Origin of the sequence: uncultured Altererythrobacter sp., from assembly GCF_913057185.1 — a bacterium.
GTDB classification, from domain to species: Bacteria; Pseudomonadota; Alphaproteobacteria; order Sphingomonadales; family Sphingomonadaceae; genus Erythrobacter; species Erythrobacter rubellus.
Genome location: NZ_CAJXNK010000002.1, coordinates 150,662 through 173,740, shown reverse-complemented (window position 1 = coordinate 173,740; position 23,079 = coordinate 150,662). Strand labels below are relative to the sequence as shown.

Below are 23,079 nucleotides of genomic sequence, written 5' to 3'. Positions count from 1 at the left end.
ATTGCGGGATAATTTGTTAAATATTTGATTTACAATATTATTCTTTTCGCTGATTTTGCGCCCTTGGTATGGAAATTCTCGAGCAATGCGGGGCAATCCCCTGTTTTTCCGCGCAAAAGACATGTTCCGAGTCGCTTTTCCCGCGACTGTCCCGTGAATTCCCCGATTGAACTGAATTCATTCTTCGAACGCGTGTTCGAGCAAAGAGAGCAACTGCTCCTCGGCCGGCCCTTGCGCGTCAGGCATTTCAAGAATGGCAGCGTCGGCCAAGAGAAACACCTGCCCTGCCCCAACGGAACATTGAGCGGCAATCCCATCACCCAAGATCGTACAATTGCCCCGCGCAGCCGATTGGTCGTCGCTAAGTCCTTCGAACTCTTCGAGAAGGATGACTTCGCCCGCCACCTGCACCGGCACGGTGCTCTTGCCATAGTCAGCCTCACGAAGTTCAAGAGGCTGAAAATCGTCGAACCGCAAAGTCATTCCCCAACGCAAGATTACTGGCGGGATAAGACCCACTGCCGTAGGATGACTGGGATCACTCAGCGCAACCGAATAATGACCCGTCAACATCGGATCGAGGACGTAGAGAAGCTTGCCCCCTTCCCGCACCCAGGCATCCAGACCTTCATTGTCCGCAGGGCTCAGCCCACGCGGCTGCGCGATAACAAGCCATTCAAACTGCTTGATCGGTGCAGGCTCGCCTTCATTGCCTGTCAGACTATCAAGCGGTGTTATTTCGTAGCGGCGCTCAAGCGTTTCACGCACCCAAGGAGTCTCGCTGTGCTTATCCACCAGAGAAGCTATATCGCTACCTTCAGGCCAATAGATCGGAAGGCTTGTCATTAATGCAAGCTTGTGGCGTTCGACGGGGACCTCTGGCTCTGGATCGCTAGTGCCCGGCCAGAAAACCACGGCGAGCGCGATGACGCCAGCAACGACGCCAACCAATCCGGCTTTAGGTATCCGGCGTAGCTGCGGCATCGTTTTGCTCCGTTTCGAGCAATGGATCGGATCCGAGCGGCGCAGAAGGTTCCACCGGCAAATCCGGCACAACGCCAGCATCGGCCAGCGGATCGCGTTGCGGCGGTGCTTCTGCCGGTGCAGTGGTTGGCGCGGCGTCAGGAACCGAAGATTCTTCAGTGACACGCGCGCGGTCCTGAATAATATTGGCTAGTCCCACGAGCAAAACCATCGCTGCGAAGCCGAAAAGCCCGACCTGCAATCGCTGAGTCGCTTGCGCGCGGGTACCACCCAGCGGCGCCGCTTCGGTCGCATCATCAGGTTCAGCCGGCCCCCGCAATCGCGCGAGTTTGAAGATGTCAGGTTTCTGCATCGCTCGTCAGGCTACCGCCTTGAGAGTTTCAGTCAATCAGCTTTAAGCCAACCGAATATTGGCAGGCCTTTCTCAGCCAGCCAATCTGCGTTGTAGAGTGTCGAAAGATAGCGGAACCCTGTATCGCACAGGATTGTCGCCACGCGCACTTCCTTGCGTCCTTCGCCCACTAGCCGTTTGCCCAATTCAATCGCGCCAGCCACGTTGATGCCAGAGGAGAGCCCGAGGCAGAGCCCCTCTTCACGCAGCAATTGTTCAACCCATTGCATCCCTTCTTCATCTGAGATGCGGAATTGATCGTCGATCGGTGCGCCTTCGAGATTTGCAGTAATCCTGCCCTGCCCGATCCCTTCCGCGACAGACGATCCTTCTGCCTTGAGCTCGCCATGCGCAAAATAGTTATAAAGCGCGGCGCCATGCGGGTCGGTCAGCGCAATCCGGACATTTTCGTCAAACGCCTTGAGCCCCATGCCGACGCCGGCAATGGTTCCGCCCGTACCAGCCGCACAGGTAAACCCGTCAATCTTGCCGCCAAGCTGCTCCCACAATTCTGACGCCGTGCCTTCGATATGCGCCTTGCGATTGGACGTGTTGTCAAACTGCCCCGCCCAGATCGCGCCATCGGTCTCTTCTGCCATGCGACGAGACACGTGCTGGAAGTGATTGGGATCGGCATATTTGGTCGGAGGAACAAGCACGAGCTCCGCGCCCAGGGCCCGCAGCGTGTCCATTTTCTCTTTCGACTGGTTGTCCGGCATGACAATGATCGTCTTGTAGCCGAGCGCATTGGCGACCAGCGCAATGCCGATTCCCGTGTTGCCCGCTGTGCCCTCGATCACAGTTCCGCCCGGCTTCAACTCACCGCGCGCCTCCGCATCGCGGATCATGTAAAGCGCCGCACGATCCTTCACCGAAGAACCGGGGTTCGCGAACTCGCACTTACCGTAAATCTCGCAGCCAGCCGCTGCACTTGCCCCCTTCAACAGGACAAGCGGCGTATTTCCGATCAGTTCAAGCGTAGAGCCAAAGGGCTGAGTAATATTCATGAGGCAAGAGATAAACCCGACCGGCTCATCCGGCAACGAAGATCAATCTTCAGGTGCGATAGTTACCTTGAGGCCATCAAGATCCGCCGTGAAAGGGATCTGGCACGACAGGCGCGATGTTTCATTACGATGATCTGAACTTTCCAGCAGATCATCTTCATCTTCGCTCATCGCCGGCAGCTTGTCCATCGCGTCTGCGTCAACATGGATGTGGCACGTCGCACAAGAACAGCAGCCGCCGCACAGCGCCAATAGCTCGTCAAAGCCGTTGTCACGGATAGCTTCCATCACGGTCAGGCCGTCTTCGACCTCGATTGTCGATTCTTCTCCATCGCGATTAACGACTGTCAGCTTCGGCATTGTGTGCGCATTCCTTTTGCGGTGGGCTTTTCCCGGAGGGGGCCCTAGATAACGGTTCGAAGGCGCTCGCTAAGCAGGTGCGGCCCGATTTGCAAGCTAGGGGAATAGTTAGTGAGCTTGAGCGCTGAAACAATAAAGGCCGGGTTGGATGCCATCGCAAGCAGCGACAAGCGGGTTTCTGGTGTGCTTGAGCGGGTTGGCTCCCCCGAACCGCGCATCCGCGATACCGGCTACAAGACGCTGCTCCGCACGATAGTCGGTCAGCAAGTGTCCGTCGCCGCAGCAACGTCCATGTGGAACAAGCTGGAGGCCGAGCTTGGCCACGACTTCAAGCCCACATGCATTCTTGAACGCGATTTCGACACACTTCGGGCTTGCGGCCTTTCGCGTCAGAAACAAGGTTATGCGCGATCGCTGTGTGAACTTGTTGCTGCAGGTGAGCTGGACTTTGAAAATTTGCCAGCCGATGACGAAGCAGCGATCGAAGAATTGACCCGCATCAAGGGCATCGGACGCTGGTCAGCCGAGATATATCTACTTTTCGCCGAAGGCCGCCCCGATATCTGGCCCGCTGGCGATCTGGCCGTGCAGGAAGGGGTAAAGCGACTGCTTGATCTTCCCGAACGCCCAAAGGAAAGGCCGACGCGCGAGCTTGCCGAGCAATGGCGCCCGCATCGCGGTGCAATGGCCATCTTTACCTGGCACTTCTACGCCAATCCAGCGCTATAGGCTCAGACTTGAAACGCACGTTGCTACGTGTATTGATTAAGTAATACACCTTGATTCCGAAAGTTCCACCACATGCCAGCTTTAAACACCTCCCCTCTAATCCCGCGCGGTGACCTGTTTGGCAATCCGACCCGCGCAGCCGGCAAGATCAGCCCGGACGGGCAATGGCTCAGCTGGCTCGCACCAAAGGACGGCGTGCTCAATATCTGGATAGCGCCAGCGGACAACCCCGATCAAGCGAAGGCGATGACCGATGCCACAGATCGACCGATCCGGCAGTATTTCTGGTCTCCGGATTCGCAGAGCCTGCTCTACATTCAGGACAAGGGCGGGGATGAAAATTTCCTCTTGTATGGAGTCAATATTGCAAGTGGCGAGGAAACCACGCTGACACCATTCGAGAACACGCGTGTCGATATTGTTGGCGGATCAGAGAGCATCCGCGACAAAATCCTGGTCGGACTCAACAACCGCGATCCGGAATTCCATGACGTTCACCTGCTCGACTTGAACAGCGGTGAGCTGACACTGGTCATAGAGAACAACAGCTACGCCGGGTTCATGGCGGATGACACGTTGACCGTCCGTATGGCACTGCGTCAGAACGAAGCTGGCGGCACAGACTACTTCCGCGTGGTCGATAACAAAGTGGAGGAAGAGCCTTTCACTTCGACAGAAATGGAAGACGCGCTAACCACCAGCCCTGCTGGCTACACCCGTGACGGATCAATCCTTTATTGGCTCGACAGCCGTGATTGCAACACAGCTGCGCTTTTCGCAGAGGATGTCGCGAGTGGTGAGCGCACGCTGATTGCGGAGAATGACAGAGCCGATATTGGCGGCACAATCCGCGACCGCGAAACTGGCGAAGTCCAGGCATATTCGGTGAACTATTTGAAGACCGAATGGACCGCGCTTGATGCTGACATCGGTGCATCGCTCGATTGGCTCGGCACACAACTTGAGGGTGAGTATGGCATTTCCAGCCGTACCGATGATGATCAAACATGGATCGTCTGGAACGATCCGCTGACCGCCCCGACCGCGACCTATATCTATGACCGTCAGGCGCAAACACTCACGCCGTTCTATGTCACCAGACCAGAACTGGAAGGCGCACCGCTTCAGCCAATGTATCCGGTAGAGATTGCCAGCCGCGACGGACTGACTCTGCCTTCTTATCTCACGCTGCCTGCCGGCGTTGCAATGGACGGCAATGGCAGCCCCAGCGCATCATCGCCAATGGTTTTGCTGGTGCATGGCGGCCCGTGGGCACGCGATGATTACGGCTTCAACTCGATCCACCAGATGCTGGCCAACCGCGGATACGCTGTGCTTAGCGTCAATTTCCGCGGCTCGACCGGTTTCGGCAAGGACTTCCTCAATGCGGCGAACAAGCAGTGGGGCCTAGCCATGCATGACGATCTGATCGATGCCACCAATTGGGCAATCACGCAGGGGATCACCGGCAAGGATCAGGTCGCGATTATGGGCGGCTCATACGGCGGCTACGCTACGCTGGCCGGTCTTGCCTTCACGCCCGAAACCTTTGCCTGTGGTGTCGACATCGTTGGCCCTTCCAACCTCGAAACTCTACTTGACACCATCCCGCCCTATTGGGCGCCATTGGTCAAGATTTTCCATGAGCGCATGGGTGATCCCAATACCGAAGAAGGTCTGGCACTGCTCAAGGCGGCCAGCCCGCTTTACAAGGCAGACCAGATTACCAAACCGTTGTTGATCGCGCAGGGCGCAAACGATCCGCGCGTCAAGCAGGCGGAGAGCGACCAGATCGTTGGCGCGATGAAAGACGCGGGAATTCCGGTAACCTACGTGCTCTATCCTGATGAAGGCCACGGGTTCGCGAAGCCAACCAACAACATCGCCTTTTTCGCAATTGCCGAAAACTTCCTTGCCGAATGTCTGGGGGGGCGCGCCGAGCCGCTGGGTGATGTGCTTTTACCTTCGAGTGCTGAAATTCTCGAAGGCGCAGAGCATGTTGCAGGCTTGGCTAACGCGCTGGCGGAGTGATCGCGCTACCTTCAGTGATGTAAATAGCTGACAAACGGGTTTCAGCGAGCTACCCATCCTGCAACACAAGGATGGGAGAGAAACGTTGAGCGATCGCAAGAGCATTTTCATCACTGGCGGCGGGTCAGGCATTGGCCGCGAAGTCGCGATCTATTTCGCGAAGCGCGGCTGGTTTGTCGGCATCGCGGATATCAGCGATGCGGGCATGCAGGAAACGCTTGGCATGATCGAAGGCGGCTTCAAATATGCGCACAAGCTCGACGTGCGGGATCGCGCCGCATGGGATGAAGCGCTCAACGCTTTTTCAACGGCGGCTGGTGGCCGGATCGACGTTGTGTTCAACAATGCCGGCATCGGCCATGGCGGGCCAATCATCGAGCAGCCCACCAATGAAGTTGAGGCGCTGCTGGACGTTAACCTGAAGGGCGTGATCTACGGCGCGCAAGCCGCGCATCCGCACCTCAAGAAAACCGCGCCCGGATCAGCCCTGATCAACACCGCCAGCCTGGCCGGAATCATTGGTGCACCCAACCTATCTGTCTATTGCGCCACCAAATGGGCTGTGCGCGGATTGACCAACAGTCTCGACGCAGAATGGGCGGAAGACGGTATCAAGGTTGCCTCGCTGTGCCCCGGCTTCATCGACACGCCGATCATCGAACAAACGGCAGAGGGAACCAACCAATCGGTGAAGGAACAGCTGGTCGATGCGGGGGTAGAAGTGAACCCCGTTTCCATCGTGCCTGAAGTAGTGTGGAACGCGGTGCATGGCGACAAGCTCGATTATACCGTTGGCAAAATGGCCAAGCGCCTGTTGTTCCTCTCGCGCTGGATGCCGGGCAAGGTGCGTAAGGAAATGCGCACCAACGGCATCGGCACCGAGGATATGAAAACAGCGAGCTAAAGCAGCGCGTCGATTGCAGCGGCCATAACAGCGTCGCGTTCAGACAAGCCACCTGCATCATGCGTGGTGAGCGTGATCTCGACGCGGTTGTAGACGTTGAACCATTCGGGGTGATGGTCATGGCTTTCCGCCAGCAAAGCAACGCGGTTCATGAAGCCCCAGGCTTCGCTGAAATCGCCAAACTGGAACTTACGCTCAATCGCTTTGCCGTCGCGCGCAATCGACCATTCTGGGTGCGCGGTTAGCAGCGTGTCGCATTCGGCATCGGTTAGCTGGGGGACTGACATGATCCATCTCCTTGTTATGGCACACCCTTTCGCTTAACGCTGCGGATCATGCAAGCACGCCTCACAGCTACAGACCTTGCCTGCCGACGCGGGGAGCGTTTGCTGTTTCGCGGGCTGTCGCTGGATTTGAGCGCGGGCGATGTGCTGCACGTGACTGGTGAAAATGGCACGGGCAAGACGAGCTTGCTACGTATTCTGGCTGGCCTGCTGAGCCCCTATTCCGGCGAAGTATCGCACGAAGGCGCAATCGGCATGCTTGATGAGCGGCCCGCGCTTGATCCGGATCAGCCGCTGGGCGAGGCCTTGCGTTTCTGGCAGCAAGTCGACGGGTGCGCCGATCCCGCTGAGGCGATAACCGCCATGGAATTGGTCCCACTGCTGGAAGTGCCGGTGCGCTACCTCTCGACCGGGCAGCGCAAGCGCGCGGCGATGGCGCGGCTGCTGTGTCAGCAAGCTCCAATCTGGCTGCTCGATGAGCCGCTGAGCGGGCTGGATGATCGCGCGCAAGCACGCATTGCCGAAACCGTCAGCGCGCATGCCGCAGCGGGGGGAATTGTCGTGCTGGCATCGCATCAGCCGATTGCGGTCGAGCGGCTGAGCGCGTTTGCTCTGGCGGAGTATGTCGTGTGATCTGGCCGCTGCTCAAACGCGATCTGCGCATGTTGTTGCTTGGCGGTGGGCGCGGCGGCGGAGCCATGCTGCCACTGCTGTTTTTCTTGGGCGTTGCGATGTTGTATCCGTTTGCGGTTGGTCCCAACGCGCCATTGCTCGCGAAAACCGGTGGCGGGGTGCTGTGGATCGCGGCGCTGCTCGCGGCGATCCTGCCACTGGATCGGCTGGTGCTGCCCGATGTCGAGCTGGGCCTGTTCGATCAGCTCAAGCTGCGCGGCGTGACCGAAGAAGTGGTGATGGCGGTCCGGCTGTTCGCGCATTGGCTCAGCTTTGGGCCGCTGTTGATGCTGGCGTGCTTTCCCGCCACTGCGCTGCTCAATCTGGACGGCGCAACTTTGCAACTTCTGTTGCTTGGATTGCTCGCAGGAACGCCGGGCCTTGCGGCTGTAGGTCTGATGATTGCTGCACTGACAGCAGGCTTGCGCACAGGCGCGGCACTATCTGGGCTGCTGCTAATCCCGCTCGCGCTGCCGATCCTGATCTTCGGCGCGGGCGCTCTCGAACGCAGCGATCCGGCAACGCTGGGCTTTTCGGCGGCGATCAGCCTGCTGCTGGTTGCAATCACACCCTTCGCAGCAGGCGCGGCTATTCGAGCTGGGAGAGAGGGATAGAAATGTCCACTAACGACCCAATTGCGGACGGATGTTCAATGGCCCGGAAGTTACTACAGACCCAATCTATTTTATTGTCAGTCGGTCCCGCGTTCGGCTTCCTTAGCGACTAAATATAGATAGTCGACGTAAGCCATCGTTGCTTCATCGAGGCCGTTAACCTTGGGATCGGTGCTTTCAATCAGGAACCATTCGTTGGGTGCATGCGCACCTCCTCCGCGGCTGAGGCCAAACTGCGATGCCGGGAGATTGAGCGGCGCTCCGTTAAAGATCACGCCCGGCCAGCTACCGGCACTTCGTGGTCTGATTGAATAAGCTATCCCGTTCTGTTCGAAGAGCCTCTTCTGCGCCTTGATCAGAATACTGTCTTCATCGGTTTCATTCGGACCATAGCCGCCTGAAATCGTTACCTGCACATCATCAAAACCACGTTTGGCAAGATGCGCCTCCAACTTTTTGACTGCCTCGTCCTTAGTCATTGCCGGGACAAGGCGAAACTCGAGTTTGGCTTCGGCCCGGCCTGGCAAAATTGTCTTGCCCCCGGGGCCTGTATAGCCTGCGACCAGCCCTTGAATGTTGACGGTGGGCTGAGAATAAAATCTTTCAAGGCTTGTGATATAGGGTAGGTCGTCGATCCAACTTCCGATGCCCAGGAGCTCTTTGGCCTGATCTTCGGGATTTAGCTTTGCGCCTTCGGCAATCAATTGCTTTTGCCGGTCAGTAAGCGGCCTGACATTTTCAAACCAACCATCGATGGCAGGAGTGTGCCCATCATCGGCGACCAGCGTGTCGAGAGCCTTGACGAGCCGCCATGCCGGGCTCTCGATCCGAGCGTGATTTGACGAATGGATGTCGGTCTTAGGATATTTGTCGGAAGTCTCGCCTCCGACGACGAGCTGAAACTCAACTGCGCCCTTGGCACCAAGAGTAATATTTGCGCTGCCATCCTTGCTCTGCGCGGCAGAGGGAATGAATACGCCAATAGACTTTGCTAGCGCTTCTTGCACTTCAGGCACCGCAACGACCTGATCAAAGTGCGTTGAGGCAATCTCTTCCTCGCCCTCGGCGACCAGAACAATATTGACGGGAAGTTGGCGGCCGCTTGCCTGAATCGCTTTGAGCGCAGCCAGGAATGCCGTTTGTGGCCCCTTTTGATTGACCGCTCCGCGCCCTACTATCGTTAAGCCTTCGTCATGGCGCTCAACCAGATTGCCTTCAAGTGGGTGGGAATCCCATTCCGATGGGTCGAACTGCTTCACATCATACATGAAGTATATGCCGAGGGTAGTTTCTGCCCCTGCATCGAGTGTCGCAAATACTGCCGGTAGTCCGTCTGTTGGAATGATCTTGGCAGTCTGGAAGCCTGCATCAAGCGCCAATTGCTGCATATATTCGGCACCCTGCGGCGTGTTGAGTTTTTCGGCGGCTATGGTTGGCAAGGCAATCCAGTCCTGTAGTGACTTTACCGTTGCGTCGTGCTGCTCTTCCACCGTTAGTACGATCTCTGCGCGATCGGGTGTCTCTGCCGCGACGGGCACCACTGCGAGCGCAATAAGCGCAACTGCGACGAGCCTAGAAGACCGACGAACCATAATCCCTCCTATATTCAGACAACACGACAGAAGGCATCAGGCTGTCTCTGTTCCACAACCGCTTTTCGCAGGGTAGCAAACGACTTGATCCTCATCTGCGCAAGGCGCAACACAACCGAACCGCCAAGTGTCCGCTTTCGACCCCAGTTTCGGACGTTACGCATAAGGCGGCTTATCCAGACCTTTCGGGCTTTTGGTAAAAAGCTCCGCACCGTTTTCAGTGAGTCCAATCGAATGCTCGAATTGCGCGCTTAGCGACTTGTCGCGGGTCACCGCTGTCCAGCCATCGCCCAGCACTTTCGCCCAGGGCTTTCCGGCATTGATCATCGGTTCGATGGTGAAGAACATGCCCGGCTTCAGCTCGGGCCCTGTGCCCGCCTTCGCCGCGTGCACCACTTCCGGCGCATCGTGGAACAAGCGCCCCAGCCCGTGGCCGCAAAACTCGCGCACCACGCCATAACGGAACTGGCGCGCATGCGCTTCGATCGCGGCGCCAATATCGCCTAGCCGTGCGCCGGGCTTGCTTGCCGCTTCGATCCCCAGCATCAGGCATTCATAGGTCACATCGACCAGCCGCTTGGCCTTGATCGACGGTTCGCCGGCAAAGAACATGCGGCTAGTGTCGCCATGCCAGCCATTGAGCAGCGGCGTGACATCGATATTGACGATGTCACCATCCTTCAGCGCCTTGTCCCCCGGAATGCCGTGGCAAATCACATGGTTGATCGAGGTACAGCAACTGTGCGCATAGCCGCGATAGCCCAGAGTTGCAGGCACTGCGCCCGCGTCCAGCATCATGCCACGCGCAAAATCGTCAATCTCACCGGTCGTCACACCGGGCTTCACGAATTCGGTTAGTTCGTCGAGGATTTCTGCGGCAAGGCGCCCGGCCTTGCGCATACCCTCGAACCCCTCGGGTCCATGCAGCTTAATCGTGCCGTCGCGGTAGACGGTCTCACTTCCATCGATGACTTGGTAATGGTGCATGCCTCACACATAGCGATGGATGCGCAAAATTGCGAGTGACAAGCGCCATATCGTGACTAAGTAGCGCACATGAGCAAAAAAGACGCGTTGATACAGCCTGATCGCGGACAATCCGCGACGTCCATTCACCTGGTTACCAAGGACAGATTCGAGGATTGGCTCAAGCCGCTGTCCGCAGGGCAACGCGCCGCAATCAAAGCGCAAAAATTCGAAGGCAAGCCCGCGCAGGTAGCCATAGTGCCCGATGGCGATGAATGGTTCGCCGCAGGCGGTGTGGCTGACCTGGAGAAAATGACAAGCTGGTGTCTGGCCAAACTGGCCGAGGATCTGCCCGAAGGCACTTATCGGCTGAAGGATGGTGAGGCTGGCGCGGCGCTGCATGGATGGCAGACAGCGCAGTACAAATTCACCCGCTATGTGAAGCCGGATGAGAACGCGCCCGGCCCGCGCGTGCTGCTGAGCCAGAAAGCCAAGCATCTGGATAACGCGATTGCCGAAGCTGAAGCGGAAAATCTGGTGCGCGATCTGGTCAACACGCCCGCTGAAGACATGGGCCCTGCTCAGCTAGAGGCCGAATGCGAAAAGCTGGCGAAGACGTATGACGCAAAACTCAAAGTGGTCAAAGGTGATGCGCTGGAGAAAGACTATCCGATGGTTCATGCCGTCGGTCGTGCGGCCGCGCGCGACCATGCACCACGGTTGATACGGCTTGAGTGGGGCAACGAAAAACACCCCAAGGTCGCGATTGTCGGCAAAGGCGTTTGTTTTGACTCTGGCGGGCTGGATGTGAAACCGGCGGCCGGAATGAAACTGATGAAGAAGGATATGGGCGGCGCAGCGCATGCTATTGCGCTGGCTGGCCTGGTCATGAATGCGAAGCTGCCTTTACGGTTGCAGCTCTTGATCCCTGCAGTTGAGAACGCGATTGCCGGCAATTCTTTCCGCCCCGGCGATATCCTCAAGACGCGCAAGGGCTTGACCGTCGAGATCGGCAATACCGATGCCGAAGGCCGCCTGATCCTGGGCGACGCGCTTACCCGCGCAAGCGAGGATGATCCAGACCTTATCCTCGATTTCGCTACGCTGACAGGAGCCGCGCGTGTGGCGCTCGGGCCGGACCTCCCTGCCCTGATGACCCGCAAGGACGGAACCGCGCAGGCACTGATCGACGCGGGCAAGACATGTGATGACGAGCCATGGAGACTGCCCTTGCCAGAGACATACCGCGAATGGCTGAAGTCTGACGTGGCTGATATGAACAATATCTCCAGCAATGCCTTTGCCGGGGCCAGTGTAGCCGGCCTCTTCCTCGACAAGTTCGTTGGCGACGGAATTGACTGGGCGCATTTCGACACCTTCGCATGGCGTCCTTCGGCCAAGCCGGGCCGGCCGGCAGGCGGTGCCGCCTACGGCCTGCGTGCAGCTTTCCACATGTTGCGCGCGCGCTACTCTGGCGAATAACCCGCAAACGGCTAACTTGCCGGAAAGGCGCGATGTGTATAAGCGCCCGCGAAATCCGTAAAAAACGGGTCCAAATGCACAGGGGATGCGCGCCGGATGAGCGACGTAACGACATATGAGGTTCCCGACGGGCCGCTCAACCTGGCAGGACCTGTCGCGCGCCCTGCACCAGGAACCTTGCCCCTTCGCGGAGACCTTGCGCATATCGCACTGGCGGGCCGGCATCTTGCTGCGCATTACGTCATCCCCACACAGCGCCACATTGGCGATGCAGCGGTTGAGATGCATCTTGCCGGTCGTGACGATAGCGATGTTGTGAGAGAACTTGCCACTGGCACAGCGCTAGAAGTACTTGATATTGCAGGTGAATGGGCCTGGGTATGTCTCGCACCAGAGGGCCCCTCCGGCTATGTGCGTATTGCGCAGCTTGCGCCCGCTGACACCTGATTAGTGCGCCAATGACAACCCGTATCTTCATCGATGGAGCTGTTGGCACGACCGGTCTGGAAATCCGTGACCGGCTCAAGGATCGCAGCGAGTTTGAGCTGATTGTGCTTGATGATGCCCAACGCAAGGACGAAGCCGCGCGCAAGGACGCGCTACACGCTGCGGACATCGCGATCCTGTGCTTGCCCGACGACGCCGCGAAAGACGCGGTGAAGCTGGCGCAAGGTTCGAATACGCGAATGATCGACGCATCATCCGCCCACCGCGTGGCCGAGGGCTGGACTTATGGCTTCCCGGAGCTGATCGGTCATGAGAAGATTGCCGATGCGCAATTCGTCTCAAATCCCGGATGCTATCCAACAGGGTTTCTGGCTTTGGTCGCGCCGCTTGTCAGGGCAGGATTGCTGCCAGCCGACTGGCCTTATGCGGTCAATGCCGTGAGCGGATATTCGGGCGGCGGCAATGCGCTGATCGAACGGTTCGAAGCTGAAACAGACATCGCATTCCGGACATATAGCCTGGATCTGGCGCATAAACACCTGCCCGAGATGTCGCTGCACGCAGAGCTGATGCATCCGGTATTGTTCGCACCTTCTGTCGTGCCCGCGCATCGCGGTATGATCGTAGAGGTTCCGTTGCATCTGGGCGCGATGGCGAACGAACCTCACGCGGATCAGTTAGGCGATGCTCTGCGCGAATTTTACGCCGCGTCACAAATTGTCAGTGTGGTTGATGGCGAAGTGCCCGCAGAGCTGCTGCTCTTGCAAGGCGCAGCACCGCATGACGGTCTGTCGCTGCATGTGTTCGCCAACGAGGGTGGATGGAATGCACGGCTGATCGCTGAGCTCGACAATCTCGGCAAGGGTGCCAGCGGCGCGGCGGTGCAGAATCTCAACATCATGTGCGGATTGCCGGAGACGACCGGACTACGGCTCAACTGAGATCACTGCCTAATATTTAGGCAGAACCCGTCCGACTCTTGGGCAATCTATACCCGTTTGCGCGCACTTACGATCGCTTTGCCTCCATCTAAGTGATTGGCACGATTCTTGAATGTTCACGCGCATCTCTTGAGCGCGGTCCAATATCTGCGCCCCATTCGGAAGCAGGCCATCACGTGAAAAAGATCGAAGCGATCATCAAACCCTTCAAGCTCGACGAAGTGAAGGAAGCGCTGCACGAAATCGGCGTATCGGGCATCACCGTCACCGAAGCAAAGGGTTTTGGGCGCCAAAAGGGCCATACGGAGCTTTATCGCGGCGCGGAATATGTCGTCGACTTTCTGCCCAAGGTAAAACTCGAAGTCGTCGTGAATGACGAGATCGCTGAACGCGTGGTTGAGGCGGTGGCTGCTGCTGCGCAGACAGGCCGCATCGGTGATGGAAAGATCTTCGTTTCGCCCATCGAAGGAGCCCTGCGCATTCGCACCGGCGAAAGAGATAACGACGCAATCTAAGTTTGGCGGGGATTCTCCCCACCCAATGTAACCAATGCCCAAATCCGAACCGGGCAAAACAAGACACTTAAGCTGGAGGCAAAATTCCAATGAGCACTGCCAAGGATATCATCGCGAAGATCAAGGAACACGAGGTTGAGTGGGTCGACCTGCGTTTCACCGATCCGAAGGGCAAGTGGCAGCATCTGACGATGTGCGCCGGAGTTATGGGAGAAGACGAATTCGAAGACGGGCTGATGTTTGACGGCTCTTCGATCGCAGGCTGGAAAGCGATCAACGAGTCAGACATGATCCTTAAGCCAGACCTGTCTGAAACATGGCTTGACCCTTTCAGCGCGACACCGATGCTGATCGTCAATTGCGACATCGTGGAGCCGTCAACCGGCGATTGGTACAGCCGCGACCCGCGCACGACAGCCAAACGCGCCGAAGCTTACCTGAAAAGCACAGGCGTTGGCGACACCGTCTATGTCGGACCGGAAGCGGAGTTCTTCATGTTCGACGATGTGCGCTTCGAAGACGGCTATGCCGGTTCTGGCTTCGCGATCGACGATATCGAACTGCCGACCAACACCGGCAAAGAATATGAAGCGGGCAACCTGGGCCATCGGCCACGGGCCAAGGGGGGATACTTCCCCGTTGCTCCGGTTGACAGCTGCATGGACATCCGCGGTGAAATGGTTGCCACGATGCTGGAAATGGGCCTGCCTTGCGACAAGCACCACCACGAAGTGGCAGCCGCGCAGCACGAGCTGGGCCTGACATATGGTACGCTGGTACAAACAGCCGACCGTATGCAGATCTACAAGTATGTCGTGCAGCAAGTCGCGCACGCATATGGCAAATCAGCGACCTTCATGCCGAAGCCGATCAAGGAAGATAACGGTTCAGGCATGCACACCCACATGTCGATCTGGGCCGATGGCAAGCCGACTTTCGCCGGTAACGAATATGCGGGTCTTTCAGAGAACTGCCTTTATTACATCGGCGGTGTGATCAAGCACGCCAAGGCGCTGAACGCCTTCACCAACCCGACCACCAACAGCTACAAGCGTTTGGTACCAGGTTTCGAAGCACCGGTTCTGCTGGCGTATTCGGCCCGCAACCGCTCGGCATCGTGCCGTATTCCTTACGGTGCAGGCGACAAGGCGAAGCGCGTCGAATTCCGCTTCCCGGATGCGATGGCCAACCCGTATCTTGCCTACTCGGCGCTGCTGATGGCTGGCCTTGATGGTATCACCAACAAGATCCACCCGGGCGAAGCAATGGACAAGAACCTCTACGACCTGCCACCGGCAGAGCTCGCCGAAGTTCCGACCGTGTGCGGCAGCTTGCGTGAGGCACTCGAAGCACTCGAAGCCGATCACGAGTTCCTTCTGAAGGGCGATGTCTTCACCAAAGACCAGATCGATGCCTATGCCGAGCTGTTGTGGGAACAGGTGATCCGCACCGAAACCACGCCATGCCCAGTCGAATACGATATGTATTACAGCGCGTAACTGAGACAGTTTCAATTAAAACAAAGGCCGTTCGGAACGATCCGGGCGGCCTTTTCTTTGTTTAGCTAGCGATCCGAGTGTAGGCCTTCGCGAACTTTCTCGAGACGCTCGATGATGCAATCGTTTGTGCGGGCGGCGACAAACGCGCTTGCGAACGACTTCGGCCCGCTTCACGAATGAACGCCGGCTCAGAGGCATTCGAGCTTATGAAACGCTTTTGGGGTTGCGCGTCGCAGCGAGCCGATGGCCTTATCGAAGGCCACCCGGATCCTGGCACAGGTGGTGCACCATGGACGATCGGCTGGGGAGCGACCTGTGCAGATGTCAGCCCCGGGACGGTCTGGACCCAGAAACAATGCGATGCGCGTTTGGCCGAAGACGTCGCGCGCCACGCAGCGGACGTGACCGAAGCGTTAGGCAATGTTCCGAAGACCAGCCAGGCGCAGTTCGATGCCTTGGTCAGCTTTCACTACAACACCGGTGCAATCCGCTGGGCCACACTGACCACGAAACACCGTAAGGGCGACTACGCTGGTGCAAGCGAAGAATTTGCGCGGTGGAACAAAGCCGGCGGGTGAGTGCTGAAAGGGCTGGCCAGGCGCAGACAGGCCGAAGGCCGCGTCTATGCGAGCGCTTGACGCACCGGCTCAAAAGTCTTCGAGTCTGGGCTGCTTGCCGTCTTTCCCGGTGGGGTTGGGAACCGGATTGCCGGGCTTGGTCGCATTCGCGATCAAGCGCTGATGCTCTTCCTTGCCAATTCGGACCCAACCGTCACGGGTAAGCTTTTCTAACGGGCGATAGCGCACTTTGTATTGCATGCGCGGCGATCCCTCGACCCAATAGCCGAGGTAAACATAGGACAGACCCTCGGCGGCAGAGCGGCGGACATGATCAAGAATGATGTAGTCACCCAGGCCGGAACGCGCGCCATGGTCAGCGTCATAAAAGCTGTAAATCATCGAAAGGCCGTCGCTCTGACGATCCGTCAGGCAAACCCCTACCAATCGGCCTGACTGTCCGGTAGCTGTCGGTTCGCGATATTCGATCATGACAGAGGAAACGGGCGTATGCTCGACCATGTCGGCAAAATCCATCTCGTCCATCGCGGCCATTCCGCCATCGGGATGGCGGGTGCTGAGGTATTGGCGCAGCAGATCGAACTGTTCGTTGGTCGCCCAAGGGCGGCATTCGGTCGCAATCAAATCGCCATTGCGTTTGAGGTTGCGGCGCTGAGAATTGGAGGCTGCAAAGTCGGTCGCCGATACACGCACAGAAATGCACGCCTGACAGTCCAGACAGCTGGGGCGATACGCCACAGTCTGACTGCGGCGAAAGCCGATGCGGCCCAATGCTTCGTTCAATTGCTCGGCATGCGGACCCTTGAGCTCCGTGAACACTTTCCGTTCACTGCGGCCAGGCAGGTACGCGCAAGGTGCCGGACTGGTCACGAAGAAACGAGGAAAGCGTATCGGTGCTGTCACGAGCCTAACAAGGTCCTTAGTCCTGCCAAACGGAATCACGCAGAGGCGTGAGTTAAGACATTGTTATGCCTTTTCGGGGCGCTCGGTAAAAGGTCTTTAACCATGGCGTATGGTTAATATCGCCATCAGGCGGGGGTAAGTCAGGTCAAGTCATTGTAAAAATGACTAATCTAATTCGACCAGGCTTACTGTATAGTCTTTCTGTCTCAACGCCTTAACCAAGGCATCAAGCTGTTCGCGGTCTCTTGCCTCGCATTCGATGTCTGTGATCAGGCCCTTTGCAGGCAGCGACGTAAAGATTCGCTGGTGGTAAATCTCGATGATATTGACGTTGTGCTCGTTAAACTCGCGCATCACTTTGAACAAAGCGCCCGGCCGGTCTTGCAGCTTGACGCGAACGCGTGCGAGGCGGCCCTGACGGGCCAGATCACGCAGCAGGACATTGGCCAGCAAGCGCGTGTCGATGTTGCCACCGCAAAGCACCAGACCGACTTTCTTGCCTGCAAACCTCTCCGGATTGGCAAGAACCGCGGCAAGCCCTGCCGCACCAGCACCTTCAACCACAGTCTTCTCGATCTGGAGAAGAAGAGAGACAGCTTTCTCGAGCGAGCGCTCGTCCACGAGCAGTATTTCATCGACCAGCTGCGCGATGATTTTCGAGGTGAACTCGCCCGGTGCCTTCACCGCAATGCCTTCTGCGAGTGTATCACCGCCGCATGCCATATCTTCCCCGCGCACCTTGGCGTACATCGAAGGGAACAGCTCTGCCTGCACACCAATCATCTCGATATCGGGATTGATCGCATCGGCAACTGTCGCCATGCCGGACATTAGCCCGCCACCGCCGATCGGCACAACCATGCAGTCCAGATCCGGCTGCTCTTCCAGCATCTCGATCGCAACGGTGCCCTGCCCGGCAGCCACCAGGGGATGATCGAATGGATGCACAAAGGTCAGCCCGCGTTCTTTTTCCAACTGCCGGGCGTGCGCGTGGGCGTCATCAAAGGTCTCGCCTTCTAGGACAACCTTGCCGCCGACACTTTCGGTTTGCATGATCTTCACGGTTGGCGTCGTGCGCGGCATCACGATGGTCACCGGAACACCCAACCGGGTGCCATGATACGAAAGACCTTGGCTATGGTTTCCAGCCGAAGCGGCGATAACACCACGCTGGCGCTGTTCATCGGTCAGATGCAACAAGGCGTTGAGCGCTCCACGCTCCTTATACGCCGCAGTGAACTGCAAGTTCTCGAATTTCAGCCAAATCTCGCAGCCGGCAATTTCGGACAGCGTAATTGAGTGCATCATGGGCGTACGCACGACTGCGCCTTCGATCCGCTCAGCGGCGGCTCGGACATCATCAATTGTCAGCGCGGCACGCGCTTCAGCTTCGCTGGCAAAGGCCGGTAGGCTATTCATGGGCGGCGGGATAGGCGTTTGGCCTACGCGCCGCAACGTCAATCAGCCTTTAGTCAATGATAAAAGCGGTTGCAGCGCCGCCAATTCGCATTACCGCACACAGACTATGAAGACACATGGCAAAGTCGCATTCCTTGGGCTTGGTGTGATGGGCGGTCCGATGGCCGGTCATCTCGCACGCGCAGATCACCAAGTCACAGTCTACAATCGCACCAAGGCACGGGTGGAAGAATGGCAGGCCAAGTGGGCTGACGAAGGGCTACAGCTTTCTGGTGCAGGCACGCCTGCCGAAGCTGCGCGCGGAGCAGACATAGTTTTTACCTGTGTCGGCAATGATCAGGACGTCAAGCAGGTCATACTGGGAGAGAATGGCGCGCTTGAGGCGATGTCTGACGGAGCTTTGATGGTCGATCATACCACGACATCTGCTAATCTAGCGCGCAAACTCTTTGACTCGTGCAGAGCCAAGGGCGTTGGCTTTGTTGATGCACCGGTTTCCGGCGGGCAAGCAGGTGCCGAAAACGGAAAACTTGCGATCATGTGCGGCGGAACCGCTGAAGACATGGAGCGCGCGGCCCCGGTTATGGAATGCTACGCGGCGCGAATTGTCCATGTTGGAGATGCAGGCGCAGGCCAGACGGCCAAGATGGCGAACCAGATGTGCATCGCTGGTGTTCTCGGCGGCTTGAGTGAGGCCATCCGGCTGTCACAAGCCGCTGGTCTCGATCTCGACAAAACCTTGGATGCGATCTCGGGCGGCGCGGCGCAAAGCTGGCAAATGGAGAATCGCTGGCACACCATGGTCAAGGACGAGTTTGATTTTGGCTTCGCGATCGACTGGATGCGCAAAGACCTTGGCTATGCACTCGAAGAAGCGCGCGGCCTGGGTCTGTCAGCCCCCGTGACGGAGCTGGTCGATCAACTCTATGCTGAAATTCAGGCATCGGGCGGAGGGCGGAAAGACACCAGCGCGCTGATCAGCCGGTTGCCGAAAGGAGAGAAATGATGTTTCTCAAATTTGCCCTGGCCGGGATCGCCAGCACTGCCACCTTGTTTGCAACACCAGCCTGGGCTGACACGCTGATCGATAATGTGGTGGGTATCACCATCAATGCAGATGGCGAAGTCGAACGATTCACTGGGCTTGTGATTTCGGATGATGGCAAGGTTCGCGAACTCGTAAAGTCGGGTGACCCTCGACCCGGCAGCATCGACTATCAGATCGATGGCGAAGGCCGGGTCATGCTGCCCGGCATGATCGACAGCCATGTCCATGTTATGGGCATTGGTTTTGGCCAACTGACACTCGACCTTTCCCGAACCAACTCGCTGGAAGAAGCACTCGACGCAGTCCGTAACTTTGCGGAAGCGAACCCCGGTCGTCCCTGGATTATCGGGCGCGGCTGGAACCAGGAGAAATGGGGGCTTGGACGATTTCCGACCGCAGCCGAGCTGGACGCAGTTGTTTCTGACCGTCCGGTGTGGCTTGCTCGCGTGGATGGCCATGCCGGCTGGGCGAATAGCCTTGCCATGTCGAAAGCCAACGTCACGCGAGCATCCACAGATCCAAACGGTGGACGGATCATCCGCGACCCGGCTGGCAACCCTACCGGTGTGTTCATTGATGCGGCTGAAAGCTTCATCAACGCGATTGTGCCTGAACCTCGCCCAAGCGACCGCGATGTTGCGCTTCACAAGGCGCAAGATGTCCTGCTCGCCAGCGGCATCACCGCAGTTGCTGACATGGGCACGTCAGTCGAGGATTGGCAGGCTTTCCGCCGGGCGGGCGACCATGGGTCGCTCAAGATCCGCATCATGGCATATGCAAACGATGTCAAAACGATGGAGCTCATCGCCGGTCCCGCGCCCACACCCTGGCTCTATGAAGACAGGTTACGCCTCAATGGAATAAAGCTGTATCTTGATGGGGCATTGGGATCGAGGGGGGCGGTGCTCAAGCAGCCTTATCATGACGAGAGTGATCATCATGGCTTGGCACTCTTGACGCCCGCACAGCTTCGCAACCTGATGAGCCGGGCGGCGATGGATGGCTTTCAAACCGCAATCCACGCGATCGGAGATGCCGCTAACGCTGAAGTGCTCGATGCCATTAGCGAGCTTAGTGAAACCTACTCGGGTGACCGGCGCTGGCGGATCGAACATGCTCAAATTGTCGATCCCGATGAAATCGTAAGATTTGGCCAAAACGGCACCATTGCTTCAATGCAACCGCTTCACCAGACAAGCGATCGTTTGATGGCAGAAGCCCGCCTTGGCCCCGATCGGTTGGGCGGCGCCTATGCCTGGCGCAGTATTGCTGCTGCTGGCGCTCCCTTGGCGTTCGGATCCGATGCGCCCGTTGAACCTGCGGATGCATTCGCAGGACTCTCAGTGGCGATCAGCCGGACCGACGCGGATGGTGAGCCATTCGGCGGCTGGCTGCCAGGAGAAACGATTTCACGCGATGTGGCATTGGCCGGATTCACCGCAGACGGAGCCTATGCCGGCTTCGCCGACGGGCGGTTCGGGCGTCTCATCGCTGGAGAACGAGCAGATTTCATTCTGGTCGATCGTGACCCGATGCTTTCCTCGCCCCAAGATATCCGAGAAATGCAAGTCTTGGAGACTTGGATTGGTGGCGAAAGAGTATTTGAAAACAAATGACTGGGTCAGAATGACCGAATAACCAATAACAAATTCGACGTAAAATTTACCTTTGATTCGCATTGGTGCTTGGTGCAGTGGAGCGGTTCTTCGGGACTAGCGTCGCTTTCGTCGCACTCTTGCAACAGAAAAAGGCACATTTGATCGTTTCGGCGACGTTTTGAACCAGTTTGACGACACTGACATACGAATTCAGTCTTGTCTTGTGAGAGACAGTTTCGTAGGAGACAAATGTGTCAAGAAAATACCCCATAGGAGACACTCGATGAAAATCCGTACTCTCGCAGCAGCTGCTGCGGTCCTCTCGCTGGCAACTGCTCCGGCAATCGCAGAAGTTTCGCTTGACCGTGCTCCGGCACCGGTTGAAGGCGAAAGCCAGCTTCAGGGCGGCTCAGGCCTCCTGATCGCTGTTCTTGCGGCTGCTGCAGTTATTGCCGGTATCGTTATCGCTGCAGACGGCGACGACGATCCCGTCAGCCCGTAAGAGGGTTTTCAAGACAAATTAAACGGGGTCCTTCGGGGCCCCATTTTTTGTGCGTTCGATGTATCTATGGATGGCGGGCCATCGTAGCCGATCTATTCGGGTGCGCTTGTTACCGACTCAACTTCGCTATCCGTGATCGCCTTTCGCTCTTGAAGACACATCAGCAAAAGCGAACCTTCGAATAGCAACAACAAAGGCACCGCCAGAATAACCTGTGAACCAGGGTCTGGCGGCGTAACAATCGCGGCCAACGCAACCACGCCAACGATCACATAGCGCCGCGCCCCTGAAAGCTGTTCGCGCGTGACGATGCCTGCGCGGTGCAGCAACAACAGCAAGACTGGCAGCAAGAAGCTGATGCCGAATGCCAAAATGAACTGCATAACCAGGCCAAGATACTCACCGGCGGCAGGCAGGGCTTCGATAGTCAGTCCGCCTGCTTCACCTTCAAATCCGAGAAACCATCGGAAGGCCGTTGGCATGACCACATAATAGGCCAGAGCCGCGCCTGCAGTGAAGAGGATCGGCGTAGCAACAAGGAATGGCAGAAAAGCCTTCTTCTCTTTCGCATAAAGGCCCGGAGCGACAAACGCCCAAAGCTGATTCGCGATGACCGGGAAACTGAAGAAGAATCCCGCGAACAGTGCCACTTTCAATTCTACAAAGAACACCTCGTAGAGCTTGGTGAAAATCAACTGCCCGTCACCATCAGGAAACGCGTTCTTCAAAGGCTGAACCAGATAGCCAAGAATCGGGTCGGCAAAATAGAAACAGATCGCGAAAGCGATACCGAGTGCCACAACGCACCTGAGCAGCCGTGCACGCAGTTCGATCAAATGATCGATCAGCGGAGCTTCTGTATCATCAATATCGCGGATCTTGAGCGCCATTGCATCTAATCCCCCTCGCCCTTCTTGGGTGAATCGAGTGGCAATTGCGGGTCTTCAAGAGCAACAGGCTTGGCCGGCTTGGGCTTGGCCGGTTCAACAAACGCCGCAGACTCTGCAGAAACAGCCGGTGGCCCTGTCATTTCGTCTTCAGGCGCCTGTTCACCAGTTCCCGTTCGCGCCATGATTTCTTCATTACGCGCTTTCCACTTGGCTTCCATTTCCTCCAGCTCTGCCTCGCGGATCATCGTGTCGATACCGCTGCGAAAATGCGCGGAAACCTTGCGCACTTTTCCGATCCAGCTGCCTGCTGTCCGCATAGCGCGCGGCATTTCCTTCGGGCCGATTACAATGATGGCCACGACAACGATCACCAGCAGCTCGGCGGCGCCGATGTCGAACATGAAAAGTGCCTCCTATCGGCGCTGGTCTGGTGTATCGGGGCGCGGGGCTGGCTGAGGATCAGCCTTCTGCTCAGCATCGCTGCGCGCTTCCTTGGCTTGCCCTTCAATCTGTCCGGCGGGCTTGGAAGATTTCGCTTCTTCCTCGCTCATGCCTTTCTTGAAGCTACTGATTCCCTTACCAAAATCACCCATCATTTCGGAAATGCGGCCACGCCCGAATAGGACAAGCACAACCAGCGCAATAATCAGAAGCTGCCAGACACTGAGACCCATGGGACTGCCTTTCTTACAAAACTTATATCAATATAGGGTGGATTGGCGC

Annotated in this window: 26 protein-coding genes; 14 read left to right on the top strand and 12 right to left on the bottom strand. The window is 57.4% G+C overall.

What is annotated here, in order from left to right; genetic code table 11:
* Window positions 1–177: 177 nt before the first annotated feature.
* Genes QZ487_RS08680 through QZ487_RS08665 form a run of 4 tightly spaced genes read right to left on the bottom strand, consistent with a single transcriptional unit; the run spans window position 178 to window position 2,742 of the window.
* The gene (locus QZ487_RS08680; protein WP_296024358.1) at window positions 178–984 is read right to left on the bottom strand and encodes a hypothetical protein; all 807 of its coding nucleotides are present in this window, start codon (window positions 982–984) and stop codon (window positions 178–180) included.
* Window positions 959–1,336 carry a hypothetical protein gene (locus QZ487_RS08675; protein WP_285975600.1) on the bottom strand — a complete coding sequence of 126 codons (378 nt, stop codon included), beginning with the start codon at window positions 1,334–1,336 and terminating at the stop codon, window positions 959–961. Before QZ487_RS08675 ends, QZ487_RS08680 begins: the two co-directional genes overlap by 26 nt.
* Before the next feature lie 32 nt (window positions 1,337–1,368).
* Window positions 1,369–2,382: a cysteine synthase A gene (locus QZ487_RS08670; RefSeq protein WP_296024355.1), complete on the bottom strand. Its 1,014-nt coding sequence runs from the start codon at window positions 2,380–2,382 to the stop codon at window positions 1,369–1,371.
* Between the two features lie 42 nt (window positions 2,383–2,424).
* Window positions 2,425–2,742 (bottom strand): 2Fe-2S iron-sulfur cluster-binding protein, encoded by a 318-nt coding sequence (locus QZ487_RS08665; RefSeq protein ID WP_296024352.1) that lies wholly within the window; start codon window positions 2,740–2,742, stop codon window positions 2,425–2,427.
* Between the two features lie 111 nt (window positions 2,743–2,853).
* On the opposite strand from QZ487_RS08665, the gene QZ487_RS08660 reads away from it, so the two are divergent.
* The 3 genes from QZ487_RS08660 (at window position 2,854) to QZ487_RS08650 (ending at window position 6,406) form a co-directional block, all read left to right on the top strand.
* Window positions 2,854–3,471 (top strand): DNA-3-methyladenine glycosylase 2 family protein, encoded by a 618-nt coding sequence (locus tag QZ487_RS08660; protein ID WP_296024350.1) that lies wholly within the window; start codon window positions 2,854–2,856, stop codon window positions 3,469–3,471.
* A 72-nt stretch (window positions 3,472–3,543) separates the two neighbouring features.
* Complete coding sequence (locus tag QZ487_RS08655) at window positions 3,544–5,502, top strand: S9 family peptidase (RefSeq protein WP_296024348.1); 1,959 nt, start codon at window positions 3,544–3,546, stop codon at window positions 5,500–5,502.
* 85 nt (window positions 5,503–5,587) lie between these two features.
* Window positions 5,588–6,406: an SDR family oxidoreductase gene (locus tag QZ487_RS08650; RefSeq protein WP_285975605.1), complete on the top strand. Its 819-nt coding sequence runs from the start codon at window positions 5,588–5,590 to the stop codon at window positions 6,404–6,406.
* Here QZ487_RS08650 and QZ487_RS08645 read toward each other — a convergent pair.
* A complete protein-coding gene (locus QZ487_RS08645) occupies window positions 6,403–6,693 on the bottom strand; it encodes a 4a-hydroxytetrahydrobiopterin dehydratase (RefSeq protein ID WP_287446243.1) in 291 nt (96 codons plus the stop codon). The two genes, QZ487_RS08650 and QZ487_RS08645, sit on opposite strands and share 4 nt — an antisense overlap.
* A 48-nt stretch (window positions 6,694–6,741) precedes the next feature.
* On the opposite strand from QZ487_RS08645, the gene ccmA reads away from it, so the two are divergent.
* Together ccmA and QZ487_RS08635 are read left to right on the top strand one after the other, a co-directional pair.
* Window positions 6,742–7,323: a heme ABC exporter ATP-binding protein CcmA gene (gene ccmA / locus QZ487_RS08640; RefSeq protein ID WP_285975607.1), complete on the top strand. Its 582-nt coding sequence runs from the start codon at window positions 6,742–6,744 to the stop codon at window positions 7,321–7,323.
* Window positions 7,323–7,976 (top strand): heme exporter protein CcmB, encoded by a 654-nt coding sequence (locus QZ487_RS08635; RefSeq protein ID WP_285977002.1) that lies wholly within the window; start codon window positions 7,323–7,325, stop codon window positions 7,974–7,976. The genes ccmA and QZ487_RS08635 overlap by 1 nt, the downstream gene beginning before the upstream one ends.
* 77 nt (window positions 7,977–8,053) lie before the next feature.
* On the opposite strand, the gene QZ487_RS08630 is transcribed toward QZ487_RS08635, so the two are convergent.
* Window positions 8,054–9,568: a M20/M25/M40 family metallo-hydrolase gene (locus QZ487_RS08630; protein ID WP_285975608.1), complete on the bottom strand. Its 1,515-nt coding sequence runs from the start codon at window positions 9,566–9,568 to the stop codon at window positions 8,054–8,056.
* Between the two features lie 156 nt (window positions 9,569–9,724).
* Window positions 9,725–10,555 (bottom strand): type I methionyl aminopeptidase, encoded by an 831-nt coding sequence (gene map, locus QZ487_RS08625; protein WP_296024336.1) that lies wholly within the window; start codon window positions 10,553–10,555, stop codon window positions 9,725–9,727.
* A 69-nt stretch (window positions 10,556–10,624) separates the two neighbouring features.
* Here map and QZ487_RS08620 point away from each other — a divergent pair, with 69 nt between their 5' ends.
* The 6 genes from QZ487_RS08620 (at window position 10,625) to QZ487_RS08595 (ending at window position 15,996) form a co-directional block, all read left to right on the top strand.
* Window positions 10,625–12,016 (top strand): M17 family metallopeptidase, encoded by a 1,392-nt coding sequence (locus tag QZ487_RS08620; RefSeq protein WP_296024333.1) that lies wholly within the window; start codon window positions 10,625–10,627, stop codon window positions 12,014–12,016.
* A 96-nt stretch (window positions 12,017–12,112) separates the two neighbouring features.
* On the top strand, window positions 12,113–12,463 hold the full coding sequence (locus QZ487_RS08615) for a hypothetical protein (protein WP_285975610.1): 351 nt from the start codon (window positions 12,113–12,115) through the stop codon (window positions 12,461–12,463).
* A gap of 11 nt (window positions 12,464–12,474) precedes the next feature.
* Window positions 12,475–13,404: an N-acetyl-gamma-glutamyl-phosphate reductase gene (gene argC, locus QZ487_RS08610; RefSeq protein WP_296024329.1), complete on the top strand. Its 930-nt coding sequence runs from the start codon at window positions 12,475–12,477 to the stop codon at window positions 13,402–13,404.
* Between the two features lie 176 nt (window positions 13,405–13,580).
* A complete protein-coding gene (locus QZ487_RS08605) occupies window positions 13,581–13,919 on the top strand; it encodes a P-II family nitrogen regulator (protein ID WP_285975612.1) in 339 nt (112 codons plus the stop codon).
* An 89-nt stretch (window positions 13,920–14,008) separates the two neighbouring features.
* The gene (gene glnA / locus QZ487_RS08600; protein WP_285975613.1) at window positions 14,009–15,418 is read left to right on the top strand and encodes a type I glutamate--ammonia ligase; all 1,410 of its coding nucleotides are present in this window, start codon (window positions 14,009–14,011) and stop codon (window positions 15,416–15,418) included.
* A 176-nt stretch (window positions 15,419–15,594) separates the two neighbouring features.
* Window positions 15,595–15,996, top strand: a complete 402-nt coding sequence (locus QZ487_RS08595) for a lysozyme (RefSeq protein ID WP_296024324.1) — start codon at window positions 15,595–15,597, stop codon at window positions 15,994–15,996.
* A gap of 69 nt (window positions 15,997–16,065) precedes the next feature.
* Here QZ487_RS08595 and QZ487_RS08590 read toward each other — a convergent pair whose 3' ends face one another.
* Window positions 16,066–16,899, bottom strand: coding sequence for an arginyltransferase (locus tag QZ487_RS08590; RefSeq protein WP_296024320.1), 834 nt, complete (start codon window positions 16,897–16,899; stop codon window positions 16,066–16,068).
* Window positions 16,900–17,064: 165 nt separating this feature from the next.
* Complete coding sequence (locus QZ487_RS08585) at window positions 17,065–18,318, bottom strand: threonine ammonia-lyase (RefSeq protein WP_296024316.1); 1,254 nt, start codon at window positions 18,316–18,318, stop codon at window positions 17,065–17,067.
* A 106-nt stretch (window positions 18,319–18,424) separates the two neighbouring features.
* Here QZ487_RS08585 and QZ487_RS08580 point away from each other — a divergent pair, with 106 nt between their 5' ends.
* The 3 genes from QZ487_RS08580 to QZ487_RS08570 all read left to right on the top strand — a co-directional run bounded on the left by QZ487_RS08580 (window position 18,425) and on the right by QZ487_RS08570 (window position 21,466).
* A complete protein-coding gene (locus QZ487_RS08580; protein ID WP_285975617.1) occupies window positions 18,425–19,324 on the top strand; it encodes an NAD(P)-dependent oxidoreductase in 900 nt (299 codons plus the stop codon).
* Window positions 19,324–20,982, top strand: coding sequence for an amidohydrolase (locus tag QZ487_RS08575; RefSeq protein ID WP_296025319.1), 1,659 nt, complete (start codon window positions 19,324–19,326; stop codon window positions 20,980–20,982). The genes QZ487_RS08580 and QZ487_RS08575 overlap by 1 nt, the downstream gene beginning before the upstream one ends.
* A 265-nt stretch (window positions 20,983–21,247) precedes the next feature.
* A complete protein-coding gene (locus QZ487_RS08570) occupies window positions 21,248–21,466 on the top strand; it encodes a hypothetical protein (protein ID WP_296024313.1) in 219 nt (72 codons plus the stop codon).
* A 92-nt stretch (window positions 21,467–21,558) separates the two neighbouring features.
* On the opposite strand, the gene tatC is transcribed toward QZ487_RS08570, so the two are convergent.
* Genes tatC through tatA form a run of 3 tightly spaced genes read right to left on the bottom strand, consistent with a single transcriptional unit; the run spans window position 21,559 to window position 23,030 of the window.
* Complete coding sequence (gene tatC, locus QZ487_RS08565) at window positions 21,559–22,356, bottom strand: twin-arginine translocase subunit TatC (protein ID WP_285975620.1); 798 nt, start codon at window positions 22,354–22,356, stop codon at window positions 21,559–21,561.
* Window positions 22,357–22,361: 5 nt separating this feature from the next.
* Entirely contained in the window at window positions 22,362–22,757 is a 396-nt protein-coding gene (tatB, locus tag QZ487_RS08560; protein ID WP_296024310.1) for a Sec-independent protein translocase protein TatB, read from the bottom strand.
* 12 nt (window positions 22,758–22,769) lie between these two features.
* Entirely contained in the window at window positions 22,770–23,030 is a 261-nt protein-coding gene (tatA, locus tag QZ487_RS08555; RefSeq protein WP_296024307.1) for a twin-arginine translocase TatA/TatE family subunit, read from the bottom strand.
* Between the last annotated feature and the right edge of the window lie 49 nt (window positions 23,031–23,079).

Bases quoted from the DNA above. Each gene is read 5' to 3' on its own strand.
- QZ487_RS08665 (WP_296024352.1), bottom strand. From the start codon at position 2,742: ATGCCGAAGCTGACAGTCGTTAATCGCGATGGAGAAGAATCGACAATC.
- tatC (WP_285975620.1), bottom strand. From the start codon at position 22,356: ATGGCGCTCAAGATCCGCGATATTGATGATACAGAAGCTCCGCTGATC.
- QZ487_RS08580 (WP_285975617.1), top strand. From the start codon at position 18,425: ATGAAGACACATGGCAAAGTCGCATTCCTTGGGCTTGGTGTGATGGGC.
- ccmA (WP_285975607.1), top strand. From the start codon at position 6,742: ATGCAAGCACGCCTCACAGCTACAGACCTTGCCTGCCGACGCGGGGAG.
- QZ487_RS08620 (WP_296024333.1), top strand. From the start codon at position 10,625: ATGAGCAAAAAAGACGCGTTGATACAGCCTGATCGCGGACAATCCGCG.
- glnA (WP_285975613.1), top strand. From the start codon at position 14,009: ATGAGCACTGCCAAGGATATCATCGCGAAGATCAAGGAACACGAGGTT.
- QZ487_RS08630 (WP_285975608.1), bottom strand. From the start codon at position 9,568: ATGGTTCGTCGGTCTTCTAGGCTCGTCGCAGTTGCGCTTATTGCGCTC.
- QZ487_RS08655 (WP_296024348.1), top strand. From the start codon at position 3,544: ATGCCAGCTTTAAACACCTCCCCTCTAATCCCGCGCGGTGACCTGTTT.
- QZ487_RS08595 (WP_296024324.1), top strand. From the start codon at position 15,595: ATGAACGCCGGCTCAGAGGCATTCGAGCTTATGAAACGCTTTTGGGGT.
- QZ487_RS08575 (WP_296025319.1), top strand. From the start codon at position 19,324: ATGTTTCTCAAATTTGCCCTGGCCGGGATCGCCAGCACTGCCACCTTG.
- QZ487_RS08670 (WP_296024355.1), bottom strand. From the start codon at position 2,382: ATGAATATTACTCAGCCCTTTGGCTCTACGCTTGAACTGATCGGAAAT.
- argC (WP_296024329.1), top strand. From the start codon at position 12,475: ATGACAACCCGTATCTTCATCGATGGAGCTGTTGGCACGACCGGTCTG.
- QZ487_RS08615 (WP_285975610.1), top strand. From the start codon at position 12,113: ATGAGCGACGTAACGACATATGAGGTTCCCGACGGGCCGCTCAACCTG.
- QZ487_RS08570 (WP_296024313.1), top strand. From the start codon at position 21,248: ATGAAAATCCGTACTCTCGCAGCAGCTGCTGCGGTCCTCTCGCTGGCA.
- tatA (WP_296024307.1), bottom strand. From the start codon at position 23,030: ATGGGTCTCAGTGTCTGGCAGCTTCTGATTATTGCGCTGGTTGTGCTT.
- QZ487_RS08675 (WP_285975600.1), bottom strand. From the start codon at position 1,336: ATGCAGAAACCTGACATCTTCAAACTCGCGCGATTGCGGGGGCCGGCT.
- QZ487_RS08680 (WP_296024358.1), bottom strand. From the start codon at position 984: ATGCCGCAGCTACGCCGGATACCTAAAGCCGGATTGGTTGGCGTCGTT.
- QZ487_RS08645 (WP_287446243.1), bottom strand. From the start codon at position 6,693: ATGTCAGTCCCCCAGCTAACCGATGCCGAATGCGACACGCTGCTAACC.
- QZ487_RS08585 (WP_296024316.1), bottom strand. From the start codon at position 18,318: ATGAATAGCCTACCGGCCTTTGCCAGCGAAGCTGAAGCGCGTGCCGCG.
- map (WP_296024336.1), bottom strand. From the start codon at position 10,555: ATGCACCATTACCAAGTCATCGATGGAAGTGAGACCGTCTACCGCGAC.
- tatB (WP_296024310.1), bottom strand. From the start codon at position 22,757: ATGTTCGACATCGGCGCCGCCGAGCTGCTGGTGATCGTTGTCGTGGCC.